This window comes from Vibrio sp. EJY3 (genome assembly GCF_000241385.1).
In the GTDB taxonomy this organism is placed as follows: domain Bacteria; phylum Pseudomonadota; class Gammaproteobacteria; order Enterobacterales; family Vibrionaceae; genus Vibrio; species Vibrio natriegens.
Window position 1 is genome coordinate 118,274 of record NC_016614.1, and the last position, 23,399, is coordinate 141,672.

General features: G+C 44.4%; 19 protein-coding genes and 1 tRNA gene. 8 read left to right on the forward strand and 12 right to left on the reverse strand.

Annotated elements, in window-relative coordinates; genetic code table 11:
• Positions 1–157 precede the first annotated feature (157 nt).
• Positions 158–889 carry an MBL fold metallo-hydrolase gene (locus VEJY3_RS16485; RefSeq protein WP_014233534.1) on the forward strand — a complete coding sequence of 244 codons (732 nt, stop codon included), beginning with the start codon at positions 158–160 and terminating at the stop codon, positions 887–889.
• A 40-nt stretch (positions 890–929) separates the two neighbouring features.
• On the opposite strand, the gene VEJY3_RS16490 is transcribed toward VEJY3_RS16485, so the two are convergent.
• The 3 genes from VEJY3_RS16490 to VEJY3_RS16500 form a co-directional block, all read right to left on the reverse strand.
• Positions 930–1,358: a RimK/LysX family protein gene (locus VEJY3_RS16490; RefSeq protein ID WP_014233535.1), complete on the reverse strand. Its 429-nt coding sequence runs from the start codon at positions 1,356–1,358 to the stop codon at positions 930–932.
• A 66-nt stretch (positions 1,359–1,424) separates the two neighbouring features.
• Positions 1,425–2,330 carry a 30S ribosomal protein S6--L-glutamate ligase gene (gene rimK, locus VEJY3_RS16495; RefSeq protein WP_014233536.1) on the reverse strand — a complete coding sequence of 302 codons (906 nt, stop codon included), beginning with the start codon at positions 2,328–2,330 and terminating at the stop codon, positions 1,425–1,427.
• Positions 2,331–3,830: 1,500 nt separating this feature from the next.
• Positions 3,831–4,169: a YggL family protein gene (locus VEJY3_RS16500; RefSeq protein ID WP_014233538.1), complete on the reverse strand. Its 339-nt coding sequence runs from the start codon at positions 4,167–4,169 to the stop codon at positions 3,831–3,833.
• Between the two features lie 300 nt (positions 4,170–4,469).
• Here VEJY3_RS16500 and VEJY3_RS16510 point away from each other — a divergent pair, with 300 nt between their 5' ends.
• Positions 4,470–6,506: a PhoX family phosphatase gene (locus VEJY3_RS16510; RefSeq protein WP_014233540.1), complete on the forward strand. Its 2,037-nt coding sequence runs from the start codon at positions 4,470–4,472 to the stop codon at positions 6,504–6,506.
• A gap of 70 nt (positions 6,507–6,576) precedes the next feature.
• Here VEJY3_RS16510 and VEJY3_RS16515 read toward each other — a convergent pair whose 3' ends face one another.
• Together VEJY3_RS16515 and brnQ are read right to left on the reverse strand one after the other, a co-directional pair.
• Positions 6,577–7,797 carry a GGDEF domain-containing protein gene (locus VEJY3_RS16515; protein WP_041170383.1) on the reverse strand — a complete coding sequence of 407 codons (1,221 nt, stop codon included), beginning with the start codon at positions 7,795–7,797 and terminating at the stop codon, positions 6,577–6,579.
• A gap of 107 nt (positions 7,798–7,904) precedes the next feature.
• Entirely contained in the window at positions 7,905–9,215 is a 1,311-nt protein-coding gene (brnQ, locus tag VEJY3_RS16520; protein WP_041170384.1) for a branched-chain amino acid transport system II carrier protein, read from the reverse strand.
• A gap of 709 nt (positions 9,216–9,924) precedes the next feature.
• On the opposite strand from brnQ, the gene lhgO reads away from it, so the two are divergent.
• Positions 9,925–11,169 (forward strand): L-2-hydroxyglutarate oxidase, encoded by a 1,245-nt coding sequence (lhgO, locus tag VEJY3_RS16525; RefSeq protein ID WP_014233544.1) that lies wholly within the window; start codon positions 9,925–9,927, stop codon positions 11,167–11,169.
• Between the two features lie 26 nt (positions 11,170–11,195).
• On the opposite strand, the gene VEJY3_RS16530 is transcribed toward lhgO, so the two are convergent.
• Positions 11,196–11,807 carry a DUF2913 family protein gene (locus tag VEJY3_RS16530; RefSeq protein WP_014233545.1) on the reverse strand — a complete coding sequence of 204 codons (612 nt, stop codon included), beginning with the start codon at positions 11,805–11,807 and terminating at the stop codon, positions 11,196–11,198.
• A 33-nt stretch (positions 11,808–11,840) separates the two neighbouring features.
• A tRNA-Leu gene (locus VEJY3_RS16535) sits at positions 11,841–11,924 on the reverse strand.
• A 561-nt stretch (positions 11,925–12,485) separates the two neighbouring features.
• Here VEJY3_RS16535 and VEJY3_RS16540 point away from each other — a divergent pair.
• A complete protein-coding gene (locus tag VEJY3_RS16540; protein WP_014233546.1) occupies positions 12,486–13,694 on the forward strand; it encodes a NupC/NupG family nucleoside CNT transporter in 1,209 nt (402 codons plus the stop codon).
• Between the two features lie 49 nt (positions 13,695–13,743).
• On the opposite strand, the gene VEJY3_RS16545 is transcribed toward VEJY3_RS16540, so the two are convergent.
• Together VEJY3_RS16545 and VEJY3_RS16550 are read right to left on the reverse strand one after the other, a co-directional pair.
• Positions 13,744–14,838, reverse strand: coding sequence for a DUF3541 domain-containing protein (locus VEJY3_RS16545; RefSeq protein ID WP_014233547.1), 1,095 nt, complete (start codon positions 14,836–14,838; stop codon positions 13,744–13,746).
• A gap of 72 nt (positions 14,839–14,910) precedes the next feature.
• On the reverse strand, positions 14,911–15,507 hold the full coding sequence (locus VEJY3_RS16550; protein ID WP_014233548.1) for an alpha-ketoglutarate-dependent dioxygenase AlkB: 597 nt from the start codon (positions 15,505–15,507) through the stop codon (positions 14,911–14,913).
• 135 nt (positions 15,508–15,642) lie between these two features.
• On the opposite strand from VEJY3_RS16550, the gene VEJY3_RS16555 reads away from it, so the two are divergent.
• Entirely contained in the window at positions 15,643–17,025 is a 1,383-nt protein-coding gene (locus VEJY3_RS16555; RefSeq protein ID WP_041170453.1) for a diguanylate cyclase, read from the forward strand.
• Between the two features lie 344 nt (positions 17,026–17,369).
• Here VEJY3_RS16555 and VEJY3_RS16560 read toward each other — a convergent pair whose 3' ends face one another.
• Positions 17,370–18,926, reverse strand: a complete 1,557-nt coding sequence (locus VEJY3_RS16560) for a DUF3612 domain-containing protein (RefSeq protein WP_014233550.1) — start codon at positions 18,924–18,926, stop codon at positions 17,370–17,372.
• Between the two features lie 174 nt (positions 18,927–19,100).
• On the opposite strand from VEJY3_RS16560, the gene VEJY3_RS16565 reads away from it, so the two are divergent.
• On the forward strand, positions 19,101–19,679 hold the full coding sequence (locus VEJY3_RS16565; protein ID WP_014233551.1) for a malate synthase: 579 nt from the start codon (positions 19,101–19,103) through the stop codon (positions 19,677–19,679).
• 105 nt (positions 19,680–19,784) lie between these two features.
• Here the strand turns inward: VEJY3_RS16565 and VEJY3_RS16570 are convergent, their stop codons facing one another.
• Positions 19,785–20,798 carry a GGDEF domain-containing protein gene (locus tag VEJY3_RS16570; protein WP_014233552.1) on the reverse strand — a complete coding sequence of 338 codons (1,014 nt, stop codon included), beginning with the start codon at positions 20,796–20,798 and terminating at the stop codon, positions 19,785–19,787.
• Between the two features lie 181 nt (positions 20,799–20,979).
• Between VEJY3_RS16570 and VEJY3_RS16575 the strand changes: the two genes are divergently transcribed.
• Both VEJY3_RS16575 and VEJY3_RS16580 read left to right on the forward strand, forming a co-directional pair.
• Complete coding sequence (locus VEJY3_RS16575; RefSeq protein ID WP_014233553.1) at positions 20,980–22,524, forward strand: cryptochrome/photolyase family protein; 1,545 nt, start codon at positions 20,980–20,982, stop codon at positions 22,522–22,524.
• Entirely contained in the window at positions 22,524–23,231 is a 708-nt protein-coding gene (locus VEJY3_RS16580; RefSeq protein WP_014233554.1) for an SDR family oxidoreductase, read from the forward strand. The genes VEJY3_RS16575 and VEJY3_RS16580 overlap by 1 nt, the downstream gene beginning before the upstream one ends.
• 10 nt (positions 23,232–23,241) lie before the next feature.
• Here the strand turns inward: VEJY3_RS16580 and VEJY3_RS24930 are convergent, their stop codons facing one another.
• Entirely contained in the window at positions 23,242–23,394 is a 153-nt protein-coding gene (locus tag VEJY3_RS24930; protein ID WP_014233555.1) for a DUF2256 domain-containing protein, read from the reverse strand.
• Positions 23,395–23,399 lie beyond the last annotated feature (5 nt).

The window sequence follows — 23,399 nt, forward strand, 5'->3', positions numbered from 1 at the left end:
AGAGTGCTGTTACTGGTGTCAAATTAACTTGGACAACATATATTTAACAATTTAATGCTTCTACTGTTATAGTTGGTCTGACCAGCAAGGATGTGGTCTTAAAACAGTATAAGGATAGATTTTGCAGCTACATAGAATTCAGGGGTACATACAGACCATGTACCTGGCCGAGTACGCCGATAAACTCATGTTGCTTGATGGTGCAAGCCGAGCTGATATCCCTCATCTTAAAGATTTTATTGAGTATCAACTTAAGCGACCATTTACCGATCTCAAGCTGGTGGTCGTAACCCACATGCACCCCGATCATGCGGGCGCTGCGCATAAACTTAGAGCTCTGACAGGCTGCAAAGTGTTGGCGACCAAACGTGACGTTCAGTGGTATAGCGGTATTGATGGCTGGTTGATGCATTTGACGGATTTGGCGTTGGCTAGGTGGATGGCAAATCGAATGCGCAAACCCAAGCGTAACCTGTGGTATTCAAGGAAACTGAATCCAGATATTGAGCTGGTGGACGGTGAAACTATTCCTGGATTTGAAGATTGGCAGGTATTGGAAACGCTGGGGCATACCGACAGAGATTTATCGGTCTATCATTCAGAACAGAGCGTGTTGTACGTCGCGGATCTGATAGTAAAAGTGAAGAAGCACTTGATTGCACCATTTCCTATTTTTCACCCCAATCAATATCGTCTTTCCGTTAAACGGGTTTTTGAATTGCAACCAAGCTGTTTGTTGCTTGCGCATGGAGGGGAGGTGGTTTTGGATGAAAAAGCCTATCGGCATATTCTGGATACAGCGCCGACCAAGCCGCATACCCATTGGCGGGCGACGAAAATAAAAGCGAAAGGGTTGTTGAGTGTGTTGCTTTGGAGAAATAAGAGATAAGTGACACCTTGTAGAAGGGTCACTCATCTATACGATAGCGTTATGGCGCTAACAAGTGTGACTGGCTTGGATCAACTAACACTTTATCTGCCATTGCCTGACGGCCTAGCAGCATCATGTACGTCATGTTTTCGCGGTTAGTCAACGTAATGTCTATTGGCCACTGTTGATCGTTCATGCGTAGCATTGTGGTGATCACACAGCGGTGCTCGAACGTCCCGTTTGAGGATTTCACTTTACGGTTCGCTTTTAATGGCGCTGTACAACGAACGACCTGTTCTAAGTGATAAACATCCGGGTGAAGATCGAACTCTACGTACGAACGGCCGTTTTTCTCAAAGCACTCGATATTATCGACGTGAAGAGAAGAAGTTTGCGCCCCAGTATCAATACGAGCTTCAAGATGGGGAATTCCTAACTCTGGTAAGCAGATTGCTTCGGCATTCCCAATGACAATTTTCTGATTCATAGTGTCATCCTAGCGACGGGTCGCATAAAGAGGCGAAGTCACCTCTTTATACTGTTTGGATAGTGATCAACCTTTACCGCGAGTACGGTTTGAATTTGGTTTTGCGTTTTTTTCGATAAAGTCGAAAATCATCCCTGCAATGTCTTTATTTGTTGCTAACTCGATGCCTTCAAGACCTGGCGAGGAGTTCACTTCCATCACTACAGGACCATTTTTCGATTGCAGGATGTCTACGCCACATAGGTTTAGGCCCATTACTCTTGCTGCATTAACCGCCGTTGCACGTTCTTCTTTGCTCAATCTGACAAGTTGAGCAGAACCACCGCGGTGAAGGTTCGAGCGGAACTCACCTTCTTTTGCCTGACGCTTCATTGCTGCAATCACCTTGTTGCCCACAACGAAACAGCGAATGTCAGCGCCTTTAGCTTCTTCAATGAACTCTTGAACCATGATATTCGCTTTTAAGCCCATAAAGGCTTCAATCACACTTTCTGCTGCTTTATTGGTTTCAGCAAGAACAACACCAATACCTTGAGTACCTTCAAGTAGTTTAATGACCAGAGGAGCACCGCCAACGTTTTTGATCACGTCCTGAATGTTGTCAGGGTGGTGAGCAAAACCAGTACGTGGTAAGCCGATGCCTTTGCGAGATAAAAGCTGCAAAGAACGTAGCTTGTCACGTGAACGGCTGATCGCTACCGATTCATTGACACAAAATGTACCCATCATTTCGAATTGGCGTACGACAGCTGTGCCGTAGAAAGTGATTGAAGCGCCGATACGTGGAATAACCGCGTCGTATTGTGGCAATTCTTCACCCATATAACGAATCTTAGGGTTGTTACTCGTAATGTCCATGTAGCAGTGCAGAGTGTCGATAACATCAATTTGATGTCCACGCTCTTCGCCTGCTTGCTTTAGGCGCATGGTTGAATATAAATTCTCATTACGAGAGAGAATAGCAATACGCATGGCTGTTCCTTTGTAAGTCAGTACCAGGTTAAAAATATAAGTATAGAGTATAGAATGCAGCAGGCTGATGATATTGATATGACATAACCTACATACTTCAACGAGTTAGAATGGTGGTTGGACAACCACGTCGTTGAGGGTGTGCACATTAGATTTTTTCGCTGGCAGATGAAAACGAAAAAAACTCGTCGTGACGACAAATAATTTTTATCGAACTGGAGCGAATTACGATGGGTAATCTCTAGCAAAGAGCAACGATGATGGGTGGTAAAAATGATAAAACCCCGCCTGGTTTCCCAGACGGGGCTTATTCTTTTTCGCAGCAATCCGGCTACTAAATAGGTGCTCCCTGCATCTATCCTTGATAATGGCTAAGTCCTTTAACCGAGTTCCCTGTTCATCGCCTTCCTAGCGGTGTCCATTCTAGCCTGTCATCCTGACGGGCGAACTCTATCCTAGAGCTTAACTACATCCTTGCTGACAACTCATCCTAAGCTATCAAATCTTCATCCTGAAGATACCTAATCCTTTAGGCTTTTTCCTGTTCCTGCCAACATCCTGTCGACACACTCAGTATTCATGGTTTGTGGTTTTGACTCAATCCTCTATTTGCAATTATTTTTGAAATCGATTGCATGAATGAAATTATTTTTATTTATAAACAATAAGTTAATGTTATTTTCTGGCTTTAATCTTAGTGTGCTTTAATCCATTTGCTTACACGCTGTGTAAGAGATCTCGCACAAGTTGATGGGCCAATGTCGTAAGTGTGAGGATTTTGGATGAGCTGCTCGATTTGCTCTCGATCACAAACCGGTCTATATATCCTGGGAGATCAATATTCTCTGCTGAGCAAAGTTTTCATTGTTCTAAGAGAAGTAATAAGTGAGTTCGATGGAAGACTTTGTTGTATCGCAGGTTTTTATCTCTGAGTGCTAGACTTTTGCGTTAAGAGTGTGGTAATTGATTATATTCCACCTCGGAAATTCTTATTAAGATTTGGTGACAGTAAAAAGAAGGAACTTGATTGCCATTTTTCTGTCATATCAGGTGAGTAGGTTGACCGTGTAAGGAAGATAATATTTGATTTGCTCAAATATTATCGATAGTAAAAAGACCATTATTGTCATTATGTTGTGAATTTGGTCACGGTTAATTGGTTGATTCCTATATAGATTTAACGGAATTGCAAACCTTAGACAATAAGCTCAACGTGAGCGTTACTTATATAAATAAGGGAGATTACTATGAAAAAGATGAGAAGAGCTCAGTTACATCGTGTTCGTATTCAGTATTGGAAAGATACGAAAGATGAGACAGCTAAAAAATCATAGTTAACTACTTTCGACGTCAATGGGCTGGCAGTGGAATACAATATTCCCAGCAATTGCCAGCTCTAAAATACCCTCCTAGCGTTACTTTCCTTCAGACAAAAAATAAAAAAGCCGATCCGAAGATCAGCCTTTGTATAATTTCCTAGCTCAGTTTCCCTGTCTGGAATTACAAGTAGTTGGCATCTACCAATTCGCCAGCTTTTGCAGTTTTTACTTCAGGGCGTGCTTCCAGCCAAGCCAGAACTTGCGCTTTTTGCTCTTCAGTTGCATTGCCGTAGCGCTCAGTTGAGCACAGGAAGCCTTCAAACAGTTCCAGACCACCACCGCCAAAGCACAGACCCAAACCGTCAATGTAGTCAACAAAGTCATCAACGAATACATCGTAGCGGTCGAAGTCATTGATGTCTGTTTCACAGCTGATTTCGAACCCTAGGATTGCGAATTCGCCTAAGAACAGTTTTTTACGGATACGACGGCTTTTGTTATCGATTTTTTCTAATTTCATAACTATCTCTCGTAGATGATCTTATTACGCACACGTTATACCTTCTATAGAACCATATCCCAAGTAAAATTCTATTAATACGACATGTTTGGTTGTTCTTTGTGCAAGCGATGTCTCGTGTTCTTCTGTGTTGATAGGGTGTTTAACCGCGCTAGAGTCGATTTGGTGAAGAAATAATTCAGCAACATAACCTTCATTTATCTTAATTATTATTGTCACAATGTTTCTCCAAACTTCCCCTCGTTCAACTACTTATAAAATCTAATTTAAAATTAAATCAAATATTGGGAAAGTGAGATCATGAGTAAGGAAACGTTCAACGCAACGCGCTTTAACCACAGCAATAACAAACCTTTTGAAGAAGTATTAGAAGCGAGTCTATCTCGTCGTAGCATTTTGAAAGGCGGCTTGGGCATCAGTGCGATGACTGCTTTTGGTGCTTTTGGCTTGGCTGGGTGTAATTCATCTAGCTCAGGTACTTCGACAAGTGCTGCGTCTGGAGTATCAAAAGCAGTACTCAACTTTGAATCGATTCCTGGTTCGTTAACGGACGCAGTTTCTATTCCATCAGGTTACACCGCGCAGGTATTGGTTCCGTGGGGGACACCTCTAAATGCTCAGGGTAACGCATGGAAAAATGACGGTTCAAACACCAGTTCTGACCAGCTGAACGCGTTAGGCATGCACCATGACGGTATGCATTTCTTCCCATTGAATGACAGCACGACAGATGGCTTGCTATGTATCAACCATGAATACATCGATACAACAGCGCTGCATCCGAATGGCCCAACGGTTGAGAACAATGTTCGTACCATCGTTGACGAAGTTCGTAAAGAAATCAATGCTCACGGCGTATCTGTGGTTCGTATCCAACTTGAAGACAACATGTGGAAGCTGGTTGATGCTGATCCACTTAACCGCCGTTACACGGGTGCGACAGTGATGGATCTATCTGGTCCAGTTGCGCACACTGAATTGACGGTAACACGCTTTTCTCCAGACGGCAGCCAAGCTCGCGGTACGCTGAATAACTGTGGTAATGGTTACACACCTTGGGGAACTTACCTAACTTGTGAAGAGAACTGGCCTGGCTATTTCGTTAACGCGGGTACTCGTACAGAAGAGCAAGATCGTATTGGCATTGAGTCAGGAAGCACTCGCTACTTATGGGAAACTCTAGCTGGCAACGCTGAAGAGCGATTGGATGAGTTCACTCGTTTTAACTTAGCACCGACAGGCGCAAGCTCAAGTGACGATTACCGCAACGAAGCTAATGGCCATGGCTATATTGTTGAAATTGACCCATACACGCAAAACTCTCGTGCGAAAAAACGTACTGCACTAGGTCGTTTCCGTCACGAAGGCTGTGCATTCGGTAAGCTGGAAGAAGGTAAGCCGGTGGTATTCTACTCTGGTCACGACTCTCGCTTTGAATACCTGTACAAATTTGAATCAGCTGCTGCCTGGGACCCTGCTGATGCAAACCCAGCGAATCGCCTGTCAACAGGTGATAAGTACATGGACGAAGGCACGCTTTATGTTGCGCGATTCAATGAAGACAGTACAGGTACGTGGTTGCCATTGACGCTAGATAGCATCACAACCTCTGGTGGCACACTGGCGGATAATTTTGACTCTTTAGCAGAAATCATTCTCAACACTGCAGGCGCTGCTGACTTAGTGGGTGCAACGCCGATGGACCGTCCTGAGTGGTGTACAGTTGACCCATTCACTGGCACGGTTTATCTGACACTGACTAACAATACTCGTCGTACAGAAGATACCAATGCGGCAAACCCACGCTTAAACAATAAATTTGGTCACGTGATTCGCTGGGATGAAGGCGATTCTGCTACCGAGTTTAGCTGGGATATCTTTGTGTTTGGTTCACCAGCAAATGTTGATGCTGACACTAACCGCTCAAGCCTAACGGAGTTAAACCAGTTCGCAAGCCCGGATGGTTTGTCTTTCGATGGCCGTGGCATCCTTTGGATTCAAACGGATAACGGTGCAGACGAAGTGACCTCTTACACCAACGATCAAATGTTGGCAGTCGTACCATCGAAACTGACGGATGAAAATGGCGACCAAGCGACGATTGGTGCGGATAACCAAGCCGAACTGAAACGTTTCTTTGTTGGTCCAAACGGTTGTGAAGTGACTGGCTTTACCATTAGCCCAGATTACAAATCATTGTTTGTAAATATCCAGCACCCGGGTAACTGGCCATACAGCGATGATGCAGCAGAAGAAACACCTGCTGGTACAACGGTTCGTCCTCGTGCATCGACAGTTGTGATTCGCCGTGAAGACGGTGGTGAAATCGCAGTATAACTGCCGCCAGTAAACGGTTTTAAAAAGCCCTGCTGTGCAGGGCTTTTTGTTTTGTAATCAATGCAGAAATCTACTTAGAAAGAGAAAGTGTGCTGGTGAGCGTGTGCATAGGAGCCTCTGGGAGGTCATGATATTGACCAAAAAGCGTAACTTGATTACGGCCAGAATGCTTAGAGTGGTATAGCGCGACATCAGCTTGAGTCAGTGCCCTGTCCATCGTACTGCTTTGTACGAGTTCACTGACCCCAAAACTCATCGTAATTTTGAACTCAAATGACTGAAGGGATGCTTCATTTTCTATCGCCGTTCTAATCTGCTCTGAAAAATTTTTTGCCTGATCTAATTTGTCTAAAATAATCATCAAGAATTCATCACCGCCCACACGCACGACACATGCGGATTCAGGCAGTTGTTTTTTAAGTATGTTGGCTATCTTTTCCATAACCTGATCGCCAGCATTATGTCCAAATTGGTCGTTAATTGCTTTAAATCGATCAATATCGGCCATCACGACACTAACAGGAAGGTTATGTTTACTCGCGTCTTTGAGCAGGCACGGGACGATATCTTCCAACGCTCTGCGATTATAGAGACCGGTTAACGCATCGCGTAGAGATAAGTCATTAATCGATGCAACAAGGCGGGCGTTAATTAACCACAAAATGTTAAAACTTAACGCAACGATCAGACAGATACTAAATAAGAAAGTAAGTTGATGGATAACGCCTGCATTCATAAAGCTAGCCATCTCTGGTGCGAATATACTCCAAAGGGCTCTTGCTCCCATAAAAGCGCTATAACAAAAGAAAGAATAGGCCATGGTTTTTACAGGAAGGTTTAGATCATTTTCTTTGCCTTTGAGCATCGCAATGCCACTGCATAATGTTACCAAACACAGATAAACACTCAGGTAGATAACGCGACTTTTGACCGAAGGTTCGTAAAAAGTGAAGTAATAAAATGAGGCGCTAATCAAGGGGATAAAACACGCCATAATGTGGGCGAGTTTAAGTGGAAAAGAACGGAAAATACTCACACTATAAAGCGTGAGTAAGAAGCCTATTAAAATAAGCGTATTGGCCACGATAATGGTGACCCAGTCGGGAGCGGAATCTCTGAGTCCAAGCAAAAATGGTCCGAGACCAATAAACAACAAAGAGACAGAAAAAGTGCTCAATCCTTTTATTTTATTCTGTGTGTATTGGTAACATAGGAGGCTAATAGAACAGATGCAAGAAAACAAAATAACAATAAAGTTAAGTGTTCTTACATCTAAATAATGATTGTCCATAGGCGCTCCGTAATGAGTTATCACTCAGGTAACTCCTTTACCTGAGTTTAACAAATAAGCCCCTAATATATTAACGTAATTATAGATAGTTGTCTTATGTGTAACCGCTATTCTTTGACCAACGCCAGAGTCTCCCCTTTGTTTTCGTTTGGTTTAAACAACAGGCCGAGCCCAGCAATGACGACACTCGGTACAATCCAACTGGCAAAATCATTGTAGAGAGGCAGGTGAGCGCTCATCCATTGATCAATGGATTCAGGCATATTACCCAGAATATGCATTGCATCGACACAACCAAATAGTAGTGCGGTGAACGCTGTGAATACCACCATTAGTTGGGACATTTTATTACGCAGCGGAGCCATCATCATTAAGGCAATCGCGACTGGATGCAGGGCAACCACTACCGGTAAGGTAATTGCCAGAAGTTGTTCTAGTCCAACATTGGCAATCAATCCTGCCAATACCATTGTTGTGATGACACTGCCTTTGTAGCTAACTTTGTTAAAGGTCTTGTCATAGAACTCGCTTCCTGCCGTGGTGACACCAATAGCCGTTGTCAAACAGGCTAAGACCATGACTGCGCCTAATAAAAGCGAGCCAAAAGCGCCAAAATGACTGAAAGTAAACGCTGTTAGAATCTCACCACCGTTACTGAACTCATTGCCCAGGTAAGTGCTCGTCGAGCCAATGTAAGCCAAAGAAATATACACAAACGCCATGGCAACGGCATACATAAGAGCGGCGATTAAAGTGTATTTTGCCGTTGCTTTTCGGCAGTTTATTCCCATGCTTCTAATTGCGCGGAAGATGATCCAACCAAAGCCAATTGATCCCAGTGCATCCATCGTCATGTATCCCTGAGTCAGGCCTTCTGCAAAAGCACCTCCTACGTATGGTCCCGTTGAGTGAGTGGAATCACCGGCAGGGTAGACCAGTGCCGTCACTGACAAGACAATTAAGATTGCCATTAAAGCGGGTGTCAGAACTTTTCCGAGATTGTCTATCAACTTACCGGGATATAGAGCAAACAAAATGGTAACTACGCAGAACACGGCGGTGAAGGGGATTAATGCTGCATCACCAAGCATCGGCGCAAAGCTAAATTGATAAGCCACGGTAATAGCGCGTGGAATTACGAATGCCGGACCAATGACGATGAAAACCATTACCCAAAAGCTGGTGGCTAATGGTTTGGGTAAAGCAGCGGTTAATTTATCTGAGCCATTAACAATCGCGACGATCACCAATGCCATTGCAGGTAATCCCACTCCGGTCAAAAGAAAGCCTGCCATACCGCTGAGAAAGTTTTCGCCAGCCTGATACCCCAAGAATGGAGGGAAGATAAGATTACCCGCGCCTAAATACATGGCGAAAGTCATAAAGCCTAAAGCAGCGATATTGCGTGCGCTTAACATTGTTATTCCTCTTGTGTTTCGCTTGAAAGAAACTGAAAGGAATGGGGAGTGTGTAGTGACCCGTCAGCTTCTTATCAAGCTGACAGAAAGTGTGGTATTGCCTGTCAGCCCTGAATCAGTTTCAGAGAGAGCAGGAGGATCGCAGCAGCAACACCTGAAGGGCGTTTTAATGCAAATGTTGATTGCATGGTCGCTGACATGAGAGATCCTTATATAGTGAAAAATGCCAAGGGACACGTTTGCCTTGGCTTATCGCTACACTAACGAACATTACGACCTTGGCACAACCCTGCAGAGGAAAATAAGTTGATACGGTTAAGGTTTGTTTTTAGGTTGGCATTATAAACTGGATTTTAAGAGATAAACTGGAATATATAACTACTAGGTTTTGGCTTGGCATTTTAGGTTATGGCTTTCTTCTCTCCATTTGGATTTTTTCGCTACAACAAATTGTTCAAAAGGTAAGCAGATTCCCATTGTCCTAATCTGTGCTTTACGATGAAGACATTTTTTCAGCAGAATTTTAATGAAAGCGTAGTTCGGGGTGTATTTTTCATAGTGTCCTTAGAGAGCCGTGACAATTTCTTATGTCGGATAAACCAATGTTGTTTCGTGTGGCAGGCTACGCGGTATTCTCTGTCAATTTTGTTTACAGTGGCGGTAATTTAAGTTGCAGCAGTCTTAACTCTGGGTTTTTATTTGAGGTCGTATGAAATCAGTTTATGACTATATTGTCGTCGGCGGTGGTATCGTTGGCGTGTCTACCGCTTGGCAATTACAACAGCGTCATCCTGATCGTTCCATTTTGCTGGTGGAGAAAGAGTCTGGTTTCGCAATGCATCAGACCGGACACAATAGTGGCGTGATTCACGCTGGTGTTTACTATGCTCCGGGCAGCCTGAAAGCCGAATTTTGTAAACGAGGCGTTGAGGCTACCATCGCATTCTGCACCGAGCACGGCATTCCGGTTGAGAACTGTGGCAAACTTTTAGTGGCGACCAGTGAGCAGGAAGTCGAGCGAATGAATGCGCTCTATGAACGTTGCCACATCAATGGCATCGAAGTTGAGCTACTTGATCAAGCGCAGTTAAAGCTGGCGGAGCCAAACATCACAGGGTTAGGCGCGATTTATGTCAAAGACACAAGTATTGTTGACTATCGATTAGTGACGAAACACATGGCGAAAGTTTTCCAAAAGCTCGGTGGGCAAGTTAGCTTGCGTACTCAAGTGGTTGCGATTGAAGAAAAAGATCAAGAGGTGCAGCTTACTTGTGTTTCTGACGGCCAGTCGATGCAACTGAACTGCAAGATGTTGATGACTTGCAGCGGGCTGATGGCTGATCGCATGACTAAAATGATGAAGATTAAGACCGATTTTCAAATCATCCCGTATCGTGGTGAATATTATCGTCTGGACAGCAAACACAATCATGTTGTGAATCATCTTATTTACCCCATTCCCGATCCTGACTTACCGTTCTTAGGTGTTCATCTGACTCGCATGATAGATGGCTCTGTTACTGTGGGACCGAATGCGGTTCAAGGCTGGAAGCGGGAAGGATACGCTAAATTGAACTTCAGTTTTCGAGATACATGGAGAATGCTGCGCTTTTCGGGTTTTTGGAAAGTGTCGAAAAAACATCTTAAAACGGGGTTAGAAGAGCTGAAGAACTCTTGGTGGAAGTCTGGCTACTTACAGCTGGTCAACAAATACTGCCCCATTATCCAAGTTGAAGATCTTAAACCTCACCCAGCAGGTATTCGGGCTCAGGCTGTGTTATCCGATGGCACATTAGTGCATGACTTCCTGTTTGCAGAGACTGCTCGTAGCCTGCATGTGTGTAATGCGCCGTCACCAGCCGCAACGTCAGCAATACCTATCGGAGAATACATTTGCGATAAAATCGATGCGAAGATAAAAGCGAAAGTCGATATAGGCGAAGAGCGCTATTGATGAGATGTTTGTGAGAGGCTCTCGGGTTACGCAAGCTCGAGAGCAATACGTACGAACTGCTCATCTTGATATTGAACAGCGTAATTAAACGTGTTGTTGGCGTAAATACTACCAAGGAATAGTGAACGCTGACTCATAGGGCCACGGAAAAGCATCGAAATAGGTGCGATCAGGGCGTTATTGTCGTCGAAATGCTGGTTTAAGTTCTCAGAGAGGACGCACAGCAGACAGCCATGTTGATCATGCGACAGATCGACATCCTCCGGACGAGAGAGCAATACGGTAGTGCCTAATTTCTTTTCGATTTCGTTAATAAGTAGCAGGTAGCTATCTAAATGCGGCTGAGGGTTACTTGGCTTGTCTGCTCCCACACAGCGTTCCAGCAATACTTCTAGATTACCGTTTTCCCCTTTAGCTTGCTGAGTCAGCGACTTTAATGGCTTTTTAATCAGCTTGTAGCGATTGCTTTTCAGCTTTGGCTTAAGCCATTTTTGCAGCAGATCATTACGTTCTTTTAAAGCGATAGGGCGAGAAGAAGCATGAATTTTAAAGTGTAGATGCAGTAAAGCATGCACAGCAAGTTCGCTCAGAAGTTGGTTTGCATCTGCGGATGGTCTTGCCTGCTTAGAACTTTGCATTACTCTCAAACGAAATCAAAAGAAGAAGGATAATGGTGCCGAGAGAGGGACTCGAACCCTCACACCAAAGGCACTAGCACCTCATGCTAGCGTGTCTACCAATTTCACCATCTCGGCATCATGATGCTCTGTAGTTACAGAGGCTTCGGAAAGAAGCGATTCAAATTGTATAACCAAATTCCATCTCTTGGCGAGTGTAAAATTAAGCATTTTTGGCCATTCTAGTTTGATTGCGCATTTATTGGCCGTTTTCCGCTTTTTTAGCCAAAGGAATTTTACTTATAGCCCTGATTTAGATATGGACATTAACGAAAAATGTCTGGATTGCATGAAATATGAACGCTTGAACGTTTGCTTTTATAAATGTGATGAATATCTCTTTTTATTGACTATACTGTCGTCCCGTTTAAACGGGATTTAGGGTTTCGTTGTTCAAGGCCCTTACCCATACAAGCCGTCACATGGAGCAGGCAGAGTAATCAACTCGCCAGCAGTGAATGACCCCACGGACCGGACCAGCTCCCTTTAATTGCTTGTATAAGGTAAAAAAAAGATGTCGAACTATTCGCTCTGTCTATATTCACATTCGCTGAGTGTGCCATCACTTAATACGTTGAGTCATTCTTTCACCAAGCTCTTTGGTGCTTCTCTTTTCGTTCACGTAGTGTAGGCCGAGTCATGAGTATCCTATTTAGTTTATTTGGTATCGCTGCACTCATTGGTTGTGCTGTTCTTCTTTCCGAGAGTCGTTCATCTATTAACTGGAAAACGGTACGCCGTGCATTACTGTTACAAATGGGTTTTGCGGCGTTAGTGCTTTACTTCCCGATGGGGCAGGCGGCACTTGCGAGTTTGAGTAGCGGTGTTGCTGGTCTGTTGAGCTTTGCAGACGAGGGCATTAAGTTCCTGTTTGGTGACTTAGCTTCTACTGGCTTTATCTTCGCCATCCGTGTCCTGCCTATCATCATCTTCTTCAGTGCGCTTATCTCCGCCCTTTACTATTTGGGCATTATGCAAAAGGTTATTCAGTTTATTGGCGGTGCTATCCAAAAGTTTCTTGGTACTAGCAAAGCTGAGTCTTTGGTTGCAACGGGTAATATCTTTTTGTCTCAAGGTGAATCACCGCTTTTGATTCGTCCATTCTTATCCAGAATGACACGTTCTGAGCTGTTTGCGGTTATGGCCGGTGGCATGGCATCTGTCGCGGGCAGCGTCTTAGGTGGTTACGCAGGATTAGGGGTCGAGCTGAAGTATCTGATCGCAGCGAGCTTCATGGCTGCACCAGGCAGCTTGATGATGGCTAAAATCATCGTACCTGAGCGCGAACAGCCGAGCGATTACAGCAATATCGAATTGGATAAAGCGGACGAAAGCAACGTCATCGATGCGCTAGCAAGTGGCGCAATGGGCGGCATGAAAGTGGCGGTTGCAGTAGGTACTATGCTGATCGCATTTGTCAGTGTCATTGCTATGGTGAATACCGGCCTTGAAAACTTAGGTGGCGCGTTTGGCTTCTCAGGCGTAACGTTGCAAGCTATTTTTGGCTATATGTTCTCGCCTTTGGCTTGGTTAATTGGCGTCCCAACTCATGAAATTCTTGCGGCTGGTTCGTATATTGGCCAAAAAGTTGTGATGAACGAGTTCGTTGCATTTATTGATTTTGTACAGCACAAAGCGGCGTTGTCTGAGCATACTCAAGTTATCATTACCTTCGCTTTGTGTGGCTTTGCAAATATTGGCTCGATAGCGATTCAGTTAGGTTCCATCGGAGTTATGGCTCCTGAACGTCGTAAAGATGTTGCGAATATGGGACTAAGAGCGGTTGCGGCGGGTACGTTAGCTAACCTGATGAGCGCGTGTTTAGCGGGCATCTTTATCTCTCTGTAAAAACACTCGCTTCATTTAATACGAAAACCCGCCGTTATGGCGGGTTTTGTTATTTTTGCTCTTTCGGTACCAAACCATAGGGTATCGATTGAAACGATTTGGGAAATGATTGGTAACTCGGCCCTTGGTTGACGCCTTTCCAGTCCAGCAGCATGATAGCTAACACGTTTCGATGTTCACCAAATTTAAGATCAAAACTCCCTTCGACTGACGGGATCAAGCCTTGCTCTTTATCCAGAGCTGCTCGTATCGCATTTCGTGTCTTTTCTACCACAGGGTCATGCGTTAGCCCTGCTAGAAGGAAAGAAATGCCAACTTCCGCAATGACATCTTCTTTGCATCGAAGCAGTATGGTATCGATGTTTTTGCGCAAGTAGTCGAAAATCCACTGATGCTGTTGTTCACTTACCTGTTTTTGGTAGTACTGAGAATCGGCAAAAATAATGTGCGTCATGCCGTAAATTTTGTTCCCATACTGTTGAGTCGATAGCTTCTTATCTTTGTCGTCGGGATAGGTTGCTTGAAACGCTTGTGTAAACGCTTCAATCACATCTTGCTCTCCGAGCTGTTTTAGCCAATACACTTGATTGGCTAACTGCGCCGCCCAAGCTTCGATCATCTCTTGGTCAGTGGCGTATCGAGTAAAATCATACCTGCGCAACACTTCTCTGAGAGTGGTATCGTTTTTGTGTTTCAAACCGTATTCGTCTGCTCTTGCCATTGCGCCGAGCAAATCAATGCCAAGGTATAAGTACTCTGGGTGGTGCTTTGTCACCGTATACCGCAGCTGGCCTCGCTCATCGTCTTTATTTTGATAGCTTGTCAATCGTTGTGACGCATACAAAATGATCTCTTCGGGCTGGATGACTTCGGAGGACAGTTTATTTAACCGGCTCGCGACTTGCGCCATATCTGTCCAAACAGCGGGTAGGTATTTTGGGTCCTGCGTCTGTCTGTACATACGCAGACCAAAATGCCCCTCTTTAAACGGAGGAAGAGTGAAAAGTTCCCGTTCATAAGTATCCCGAATTACTTGCGCTGATTGAGCGTAGCTTAAGGGAGGAGATTCAACCTCGTTGGCTTGAGTTTGAAAAATGAGAGAGCATGATAGTAAAAACGCTAAACTAATAGGCTTGATACGCATAATTTCATTCCATGAAAATCTTTTCTAAAGTTATCACCAATACTTACATGAAGTGTAAAAGGTTGGTCAATACTACAAAATATGTCGAAAAGTCAGGTTGATGCGCTCACCTTTGGGCTTTGAGGTTTTGGGAACGCAGTGTCGCCAGTGGTGTTGAAGCTCTCCGGCCATAATCAATAAAGCACCATGAGAAAGATCGTATTCAATCTGGGTTTTACAATGTAAATTCCTTAGCAAAAATCGTCGACTTTCACCTAAATTTAGCGAAGCGATCACCGGATTTCGGCCTAGCTCGGGCTCGTTATCTTGATGCCAACCCATAGAATCCTGACCATCGCGGTATAAATTGGCCAATACCGAGTTGAAAGTTACTTCAGCGATGGCTTCACAACGCGCTTTGAGAGTAAGCAGTTCGGGTGTCCACGGATAAGGGGGCATTGTCAGCCCTGAATAGGTGTAAGCGGCGTCGCCATGCCAAGCTTGCAGCCGAGGTTGCAGGACTGACCTGCCAAAGATGTTAATTCGTTCTTGCTGCCATGGTAATGTTTTCCTGAGGATAGCAAAAAAGTTGTCGGCCTCGGCAGCTTCAAGAAAGTTTGGATGATAATAGAGTTTACCTTGCTGCACTTCTTGCCAGAATGAGCTGCTAAATAAGTCATCTTGTTGCATTTTTTACCGCTCTACGTATAAATTTTTTAGATTATTGTTACCTTTATGATAGCTATTGAGTATTATTTGATTAAATAAGAATTTTAACAATAAATGAAAGCGTCTCGCAGCGGTATGCGAGATAGTGGGGAGCCAATGCGCCACTTTCCCAAGAAACAGTATTACTTTGCCTTATTCTTCCTGATTTTTTTCGTTTTGTTTGTCGGAGTTGTTGAACTATTACATCAAAACCAAAAAGAACATAACCGAGAGCAATTACTCGCTGAAGCCAAAGATCAACTTTCTATCCTCCGATCCAACCTGGAGGCAGGCCTGATGGCCGACATTTACCAAGCCAGCACTTTAGGTACGCTAGTGACATTGCTACCTGAAAGTGGTGCGCGCGAGTTAGGTATCGCCGCAGAACGTATTCTGAATAAAAGTAAGAATATTGATGCCATCGGTATCGCGAAAAATGACGTTATAAATCATATGTTTCCACTCAAAGGTAATGAGGGTGCGCTCGGGCTGGACTATAGAACAGTTCCGGAGCAATGGGCGCAAGTAAAAAAAGCCAGAGAGATTCAACAGATATTCATCGCGGGGCCCGTTACGCTGGTGCAGGGTGGGCGAGGGTTGATTGTTCGAGTTCCTGTATTTCGAGATCCGCCAACAAATAGTGATTATTGGGGCGTTATCAGCGCGGTTATCGATTTTGATAGTTTGCTGAAAGAAACAGGCATTCTCGAGTTTTCTCATCGTTATCCTTTGACGATAAGAGGCTATGACAGTAGTGGTGCATCTGGGGATATCTTTTTTGGGGTGCCGAATTTATCAAAGACAAGGTACGCGACAGAGACGGTTTACTTCCCTTTTGGAAGTTGGAGTTTGTCCGTATTCTCAAGTGATACATTGGAACAGCAACTGCCGTGGTACGAATTCCATTTGGTCAGAATTCTTGGCTATTCGGCTTTGTTGGCTTTGAGCGTTACGTTTATTGTTATTTATCGTCTGTATATCATCGCCGACACTCGTGCCTTACATGACGAGCTGACAAAATTGCCAAATCGTCGTTATTTCATGCAGTCCTATAAGCAGCAGTTTGAGCTCGCTCAGCGCTATAAAAAACGATACCACTTTGCTTTGGTGAACATCGACCTCGACCACTTCAAGCACATCAATGACACGCATGGTCATGATGCTGGCGATACAGTTTTACGAGAGACAGCGGAACGTATTAAAGGCAGTTTACGTCGTTCTGATATGGTTGCTCGCATGGGGGGAGATGAATTTTTAGTTGTCGTTTATAACCCAAAATCAGAACAGAGCTTGTTGGCTTTATTACAGAAAATCGAATCAGCGATTTGCACGGCTCCGGTCATTTACGGGCAGGAATTCATTAAACTGCATGTGAGTATGGGTTACGCGATGTTTGAACCTGGAATGACCTCGCCAGAACAAATGTTGAAAATTGCCGACGAAAGAATGTATCAACACAAGCATGGTAAGCATCAAGCGGCTAAAGCTAAATTAGGCTAATCGGAAGCCGTTCTCGTTTTAAGACCTGGCGATCACTGTGATTTCGCTGCTTGGTTGGGCGGTGTTCTTTTTGAGAAAGTAATTAGTAGCAATGCGGTTGGTAGCATATTTGCATTGCGTTGCGTTTTGCAATTGCAATTTGCAAAAATCCTGGTTAATAAAACAACGATATGCATCTGGATCGTTTAAAATACGGGATTTAAAAGTTGGCACGCATCGTGCTTATATATAAGTGACCCTTATTAAGCCGAGGGTCACCTAGCCAACTGACGTTGTTAGTGAATGCAATTTGTTCACAAGTATATACCGCCAATCACGATTATTGTGATTGGCGTTTTTTCTTTCTAGAGGTTGAGAATGTTCACCTCATCTCCTGTTTGATCTGCTTCACCACACTTGCTGTAACAACTTGGCTGTCTTGGACAAACCGCACCTCTCGAGCAGATCAGTCTTGCCTGAGTCTGTATTCCACGCTCTATCCAGTTAATATTTAAAATTTTGGCGATGGTCGTTAAATCCTTTTTGATGTGTGTCGGAATAACACTACTGCCACCTGACGCCACACACAGGGACTTCAACTCTTCTGCGATAGAAACGGCATCGCCACCTTGCGCAGTGATCGCTGGATTTAAATCGATACCAGCACACAACACGCGGTTGTTCCCTGCCGGATCAAATACATTGACTGACTCACAGCAGTAAATGCGTGGTTCATCACCGACATTAAGAATCGAGATTTGAGCCGAGCTGGTATCCAGTGGCTGCGCTAAACGGCGGAACACTGCCCAATGTTGGCAAGGATCGTTTACTTTGCGCATGTTGCCCCACGGTAAAGGAATACCATTCCCTCGATATACCGCTTTGAGCTTTCCTGGGCCGTAGGCATCAAAATAATGCCAATGCGGGTAAGGTGAAACCACCGTCATTCGGCGCATGGCCACAGAAGGAGAAACCCCGGCTTTTTTGTGTACGTCGATTTCGTATCCAGAGCGGTCGAGCAATTGACGAAACGGTACTTTAGGGCACAGCAGCGCACCCGCAAAGAAGCTCGATTCAAAATCACGCCAAGCCTGCAGAATATCTTGTGAATTCAGCTCTGAGTTGGACATTGGGCTGTCCATTTGCTCCCAGTTGTTCTGATGCCCAATGGTGAGTACGTTGTTCATCGCATCACTGCTGTGCAGAACTCGGTGACCAATGTAGACCGCCAGATCATATTTCAGTCTGGTCGGGTAATCGCGCATTCGCTTGTTGAGGTAAATCGTTCCTGGCGCTTCCATAAACGAGGTGATCAACTGTTTAGCACTCACGCCAAGCTCATCGATCACATCTTGAGGTGCTCGGTCTACCCATCGGATGTCGAGCCCCATGCTCTTGGCAATATCGATCAAGTCTTCGACCGAAAGGTTCAAGCGTTTAAGACCGACTTCTTCTGCCGCTCGCTCTAGATCAGGAAAGTGGTTCTGATGATTCTCTTGGTGAGCTCGAATCAGTAAGTGAGCAAACTGGCGTCCTGTAATTCCTGTTTGGGAGAGCATTTCAGGAATCGCAATCTGAAGAATATCATTAGAAAACAGGAAACTTGGCTCCAGCGCCATGCCACTAATACCACCACGGTTACCTTTATTCGGGGTAATAGCTTCGAGTTCCGGTTCATCATCTAAAAACCAAGCGGGATCTTTTTGGAAAACTTCCGCGATCACTTCCAGCATATCGATGCTCGGGACGCGTTTTCCACGTTCAATCATAGAAAGGTAAGAAACCGAAGGCGCGTACTCTGGATTGATCCTTACACAGCGAGCAGACAAATCTTCCATTGTTAAATGGTTGTTTTTTCTCAGGTTGCGTATTTTCGTACCGAGAAAATGAGACTGACGAATTAAGCTTTTTGACACAGACATTTTTGTAAAATTCACACTGTAAAATTTTTGTTGTGAAATTGTAGTAAATTATTCGCTAGTCTACATACTAAGCAGACAAGGAAATTAACCATCAACTTCACAGAATTGTCTGAAACTTAAACAACAGAATTAAGTAAGTACTCTAGGACGAGTTTTTAGTGCGAGGATATGACGATGAATATGCTGAACTTCGATAATAAAGAAATGCAACAACAACAACGCCCATTTATCGCTGAAGCTGTATTTGCCGTCGAAGCGGTGAGTGCTGAGCAACAGAGCGAAAAACAAGTAAAAGCGAAGCAACTACTTGACCGTATGTTCCCTTTGGAGAACGGGTCACACCAAGACGTATCAAGCTACGTAATTGATTACCGTCATGTACTAGCTTACTTTAAAGACGGTTCTCACAGCGGTCTGGCAAGTCCAAAACATTTTGTGGCGTACACTGGTGAGAAAGAAGATCCTAAATCGATTTTGCTTAAAGATGAGTCAGGTAACCATGTTGAAGTAATGTTCGGTTGTCACAAAGGTACGGGATGTGTTGAACTGATGGACATTGATGACATTCAGTTAGAAACTCGCATCACGTTTAACCCTGAACTGACTGGTAATGCGCCAACGGCAATGCGTCACTGGATTAGCCTGGTAAAAGGTGACAAGAAAGGTAAGCCGATGGCTTGCAGTGAAGACAAAGAATACACGGCTAAAAATGGTGAAGATTACGTTCTGAGCTACTGCTACAACGTCGACTAATCTTCTGAATAAGCCAGATAAACAAAACCCTGCACAATATGCAGGGTTTGTTGTTTTTAAAGTGAGCAAGGTAAATCCGTCGCACATTTGTTGTACGCTTTGATACTAGATAGGCATGACTCGATTTCGACCTAACATCTTGGCATCATAAAGTTGCTTATCTGCTTTGGAAACCAGAGATTCCGCTGTCTCTCCAGGTTCAAATTCTGCCACACCAAACGACGCTGTTATGCTGTGAACCTGAGTGCCCGTGCGTTTATCTTTTACTCGTAGTTTTTCAATCATACGGCGCAGCGTATCAGCATATTGACGTGCAATACGCAGCGATTTGTTCGGTACAATTAACGCAAACTCTTCACCGCCAAAACGATAAGCGCAGCTTCCATCACGACAGCTCTGTTGCAGTCGTCGAGCAATCGATTTAAGAACGCTGTCACCGAAAAGGTGGCCATAACAATCGTTAAATTCTTTGAAATGGTCGATATCAAGCATTATCAGACTCATCGACTGATTTGCATCGACTAACGCGGCGAGATCTGAATCAAAAGCGCGACGGTTGTAGAGGTTGGATAGCCCATCAAATAGGGCGTCTTTTTGTACTTCTGCCAGTTGGGTTTTGAGGCGAGAAATCTCTTCACTGGCGTTGGTGAGCTGACTATTTAAAAACTTAGTTGAATGACGAATCTCATGCGCATCCTCTACGAACTGATGGACGGCGTTCATGACTTCCTCAATGCTCACATTGTTATCTTGAACTTTTTCTAGCTTGTTGACGCTCTTGTCTACCATGTCTGAAAATGTGGAGGTATCTGAAATCGTATCATTCATTGAACTTGATATTTCGTTCAACAACACTTCTATATTGTTTCTTAGATCGTCAAGACTGGTTTCTGCTTTATTTGCCACATAACGCTTATAGAGATTCTTCGTGGCAGCTGGCGGACAAACATCGTAGCTTTTTAACACCGTATCCATCTCTAGATTGAGATCTGGAATGGCGTTATCCACGTAGGTATACCAAAGCGCGTAGTTAGCTGGAGTTGCTGCTACGTAGTTTTTGATCATTAGTGGCACCGCTTTTTTTAAGTTAGCGGTTGATTTCTTAAACTCGTCAGTCATTTCTGAGATGAAAGTAACAAAATGGAATTAGTCTTAGAGTAGCGGAAAATGGAAAGTATCGCTTTAAATATTTGAATGCTTTATACAAAAATGAGTGATTAGGATAATTATTGATAATTTTAAAGGCAGAAAACCCAAACCAATGACTAGAAGCAATAATTATTCGCATAAGGAATGTTAGATGCGATATGAGACAGTTAGACTGATACTAGGTGATCAACTCAATAGTGAGCATTCATGGTTTCAGCAAGTGGATGACAACGTACTTTTTCTGATAGCCGAACTGAAGCAGGAAAATACTTATGTGACCCATCATATACAAAAAATATGTGCATTTTTCTCTGCGATGGCGCGGTTTGCGAAAGAAAAACAGAATGAAGGCCATCATGTATTGTATTTGACTTTAGATGACACCCAGCCTTTTGAGAACCTAGAGCAATTGTTAAAGCACTACGTTAAAGAAGTGGGTGCGATTAAGTTTGAGTATCAAAGACCGGATGAATACCGGCTATTGGAACAGTTAGCGAATGTAAAACTAGAAGGCGTGGTTACGCGTTATGTCGATACTGAACACTTTTTACTGCCATTTGAGGAAATAGAGCCGCAGTTTCCGAAAGGGAAGCACGTCACGATGGAGCATTTTTATCGCCGCATGCGTAAGCGTTTCAATATTTTGATGCAAGACGGCAAAGCTCTGGGTGGAAAGTGGAATTACGACGCCAACAATCGCAATAAACTCAAAGTAAAAGACATCGAACAACTGCCTAATCCTCTGATGTTCAGCTTAAACGTGCATGAGATTACTGCGCGCTTAAAGCGACACGATATCCAGACGATAGGAAAACTCGACGCAGCTCTGCTGTGGCCAGTTAACCGTACTCAGAGCTTATCTCTTCTGGCGCATTTCTGTCAGGTCTGCCTCCCTTTGTTTGGACGGTTTCAGGACGCCATGACGGGCGAGCATGATGCGAAGTGGAGCCTTTACCACAGTAGATTGTCTTTCTCGATGAACAGTAAATTACTGCATCCGAAGGAAGTGATTAATGCTGCGCTTCGTGCCTTTGAGGCGAACCCCAATATCGATATTTCTCAGGTCGAAGGCTTTATTCGTCAAGTTTTAGGCTGGCGAGAGTACATACGAGCCATTTATTGGGCGAATATGCCACAGTATCCGCAGAAAAATGAGCTTGGGGCGTCACGCCAACTGCCCGGCTACTTTTGGAGTGGTGAAACGAAAATGGCTTGTATGCGTAATGCGATTGGACAGTCACTTGATTTCGCCTACGCGCATCACATCCAGCGTTTGATGGTTACGGGTAATTTTTGCTTGCTGACAGAGATAGATCCAGACCAAGTGGATGAATGGTACCTTGGTATATACGTCGATGCGATTGAATGGGTGGAAATGCCCAACACCCGAGGGATGGCCTTGTTCGCCGATGGTGGCATTGTTGGCACTAAGCCCTACGCCGCCAGTGGCTCCTACATTAATAAAATGAGTGACTATTGCAAAAACTGCCACTACGACAACAAAGCTCGCAGCGGAGAAGGCTCATGCCCATTTAACAGCTTGTACTGGCGCTTTATGCACAAACACGAGAAGCACTTAGCCAGCAATCCGCGAATCGGGATGATTTTCCGTTCGTGGGACAATATGGAAGAGTCGCAACGTCAAGCCATTCTGGATACTGCTGAGCAATACATCTCAGACTTGGAGAACTTGTAATGAAAATTCTGGTTGCTGGTGGAAATGGTGGAATCGGGTGGGCGATAGTGCAAGAAATAGGAAGACGATTTCCGACTGCGGAGGTTCATGCTACCTATCGTCGACAAAAGCCAGACGTTCATCAAAGTGGAGTGATTTGGCATCAAGTAGATGTCAGCGATGAATCTCCAATAAGAAGCTTGAGTGAGTCTGTCTGCGAGGTCGATTGGGTGATTAACTGCATTGGCATGCTGCATACCAAGGACAAAGGGCCAGAAAAGAATTTGAGTTCTCTGGACGCCGAGTTTTTTCTTCAATCGATCTCAGTAAATACCTTGCCAACTATGCTGTTGGCAAGGTATTTCACTCCTGCCTTAAAACGCAGCCACTCGCCAAAATTTGCTTCAATATCGGCAAAGATTGGCAGCATCAGTGACAATCAACTTGGTGGCTGGTACAGCTACCGAGCTTCCAAGGCCGCGCTCAATATGTTTCTTAAAACTATGTCGATTGAGTGGCGTCGCACGGTAAAGCATGGCGTGGTTTTAGCGCTTCACCCCGGTACGACGGATACGCCTCTATCTGCACCTTTTCAGGCGAATGTGCCTTCAAATAAGCTTTTTACTCCACAGCGAGTCACGTCTGATTTGATTCGGTTGATAGAAAAAGCAGCCCCGCAAGAGAGCGGGGCGTTTTGGGCGTATGATGGGGAGAGTTTACCTTGGTAACATCTTTTTACTACGACGCCGTTAGTGAGGACTTACTACGGCGACAGCGCTCTGAGCAATAAACCACTTCCGCCCAATTTCGTTGCCATTTTTTTCGCCAGGAAAACGGGCGCTTACAGATAGGGCAGGTTTTCGTCGGTAAATGCGCTTTAAACCCCTTCATACTTT

What these genes read in the sequence shown, in the direction of transcription:
- VEJY3_RS16485 (WP_014233534.1), top strand. Translation starts at nt 158, where the DNA reads ATGTACCTGGCCGAGTACGCCGATAAACTCATGTTGCTTGATGGTGCA.
- VEJY3_RS16490 (WP_014233535.1), bottom strand. Translation starts at nt 1,358, where the DNA reads ATGAATCAGAAAATTGTCATTGGGAATGCCGAAGCAATCTGCTTACCA.
- rimK (WP_014233536.1), bottom strand. Translation starts at nt 2,330, where the DNA reads ATGCGTATTGCTATTCTCTCTCGTAATGAGAATTTATATTCAACCATG.
- VEJY3_RS16500 (WP_014233538.1), bottom strand. Translation starts at nt 4,169, where the DNA reads ATGAAATTAGAAAAAATCGATAACAAAAGCCGTCGTATCCGTAAAAAA.
- VEJY3_RS16510 (WP_014233540.1), top strand. Translation starts at nt 4,470, where the DNA reads ATGAGTAAGGAAACGTTCAACGCAACGCGCTTTAACCACAGCAATAAC.
- VEJY3_RS16515 (WP_041170383.1), bottom strand. Translation starts at nt 7,797, where the DNA reads ATGGACAATCATTATTTAGATGTAAGAACACTTAACTTTATTGTTATT.
- brnQ (WP_041170384.1), bottom strand. Translation starts at nt 9,215, where the DNA reads ATGTTAAGCGCACGCAATATCGCTGCTTTAGGCTTTATGACTTTCGCC.
- lhgO (WP_014233544.1), top strand. Translation starts at nt 9,925, where the DNA reads ATGAAATCAGTTTATGACTATATTGTCGTCGGCGGTGGTATCGTTGGC.
- VEJY3_RS16530 (WP_014233545.1), bottom strand. Translation starts at nt 11,807, where the DNA reads ATGCAAAGTTCTAAGCAGGCAAGACCATCCGCAGATGCAAACCAACTT.
- VEJY3_RS16540 (WP_014233546.1), top strand. Translation starts at nt 12,486, where the DNA reads ATGAGTATCCTATTTAGTTTATTTGGTATCGCTGCACTCATTGGTTGT.
- VEJY3_RS16545 (WP_014233547.1), bottom strand. Translation starts at nt 14,838, where the DNA reads ATGCGTATCAAGCCTATTAGTTTAGCGTTTTTACTATCATGCTCTCTC.
- VEJY3_RS16550 (WP_014233548.1), bottom strand. Translation starts at nt 15,507, where the DNA reads ATGCAACAAGATGACTTATTTAGCAGCTCATTCTGGCAAGAAGTGCAG.
- VEJY3_RS16555 (WP_041170453.1), top strand. Translation starts at nt 15,643, where the DNA reads ATGCGCCACTTTCCCAAGAAACAGTATTACTTTGCCTTATTCTTCCTG.
- VEJY3_RS16560 (WP_014233550.1), bottom strand. Translation starts at nt 18,926, where the DNA reads ATGTCTGTGTCAAAAAGCTTAATTCGTCAGTCTCATTTTCTCGGTACG.
- VEJY3_RS16565 (WP_014233551.1), top strand. Translation starts at nt 19,101, where the DNA reads ATGAATATGCTGAACTTCGATAATAAAGAAATGCAACAACAACAACGC.
- VEJY3_RS16570 (WP_014233552.1), bottom strand. Translation starts at nt 20,798, where the DNA reads ATGACTGACGAGTTTAAGAAATCAACCGCTAACTTAAAAAAAGCGGTG.
- VEJY3_RS16575 (WP_014233553.1), top strand. Translation starts at nt 20,980, where the DNA reads ATGCGATATGAGACAGTTAGACTGATACTAGGTGATCAACTCAATAGT.
- VEJY3_RS16580 (WP_014233554.1), top strand. Translation starts at nt 22,524, where the DNA reads ATGAAAATTCTGGTTGCTGGTGGAAATGGTGGAATCGGGTGGGCGATA.
- VEJY3_RS24930 (WP_014233555.1), bottom strand. Translation starts at nt 23,394, where the DNA reads ATGAAGGGGTTTAAAGCGCATTTACCGACGAAAACCTGCCCTATCTGT.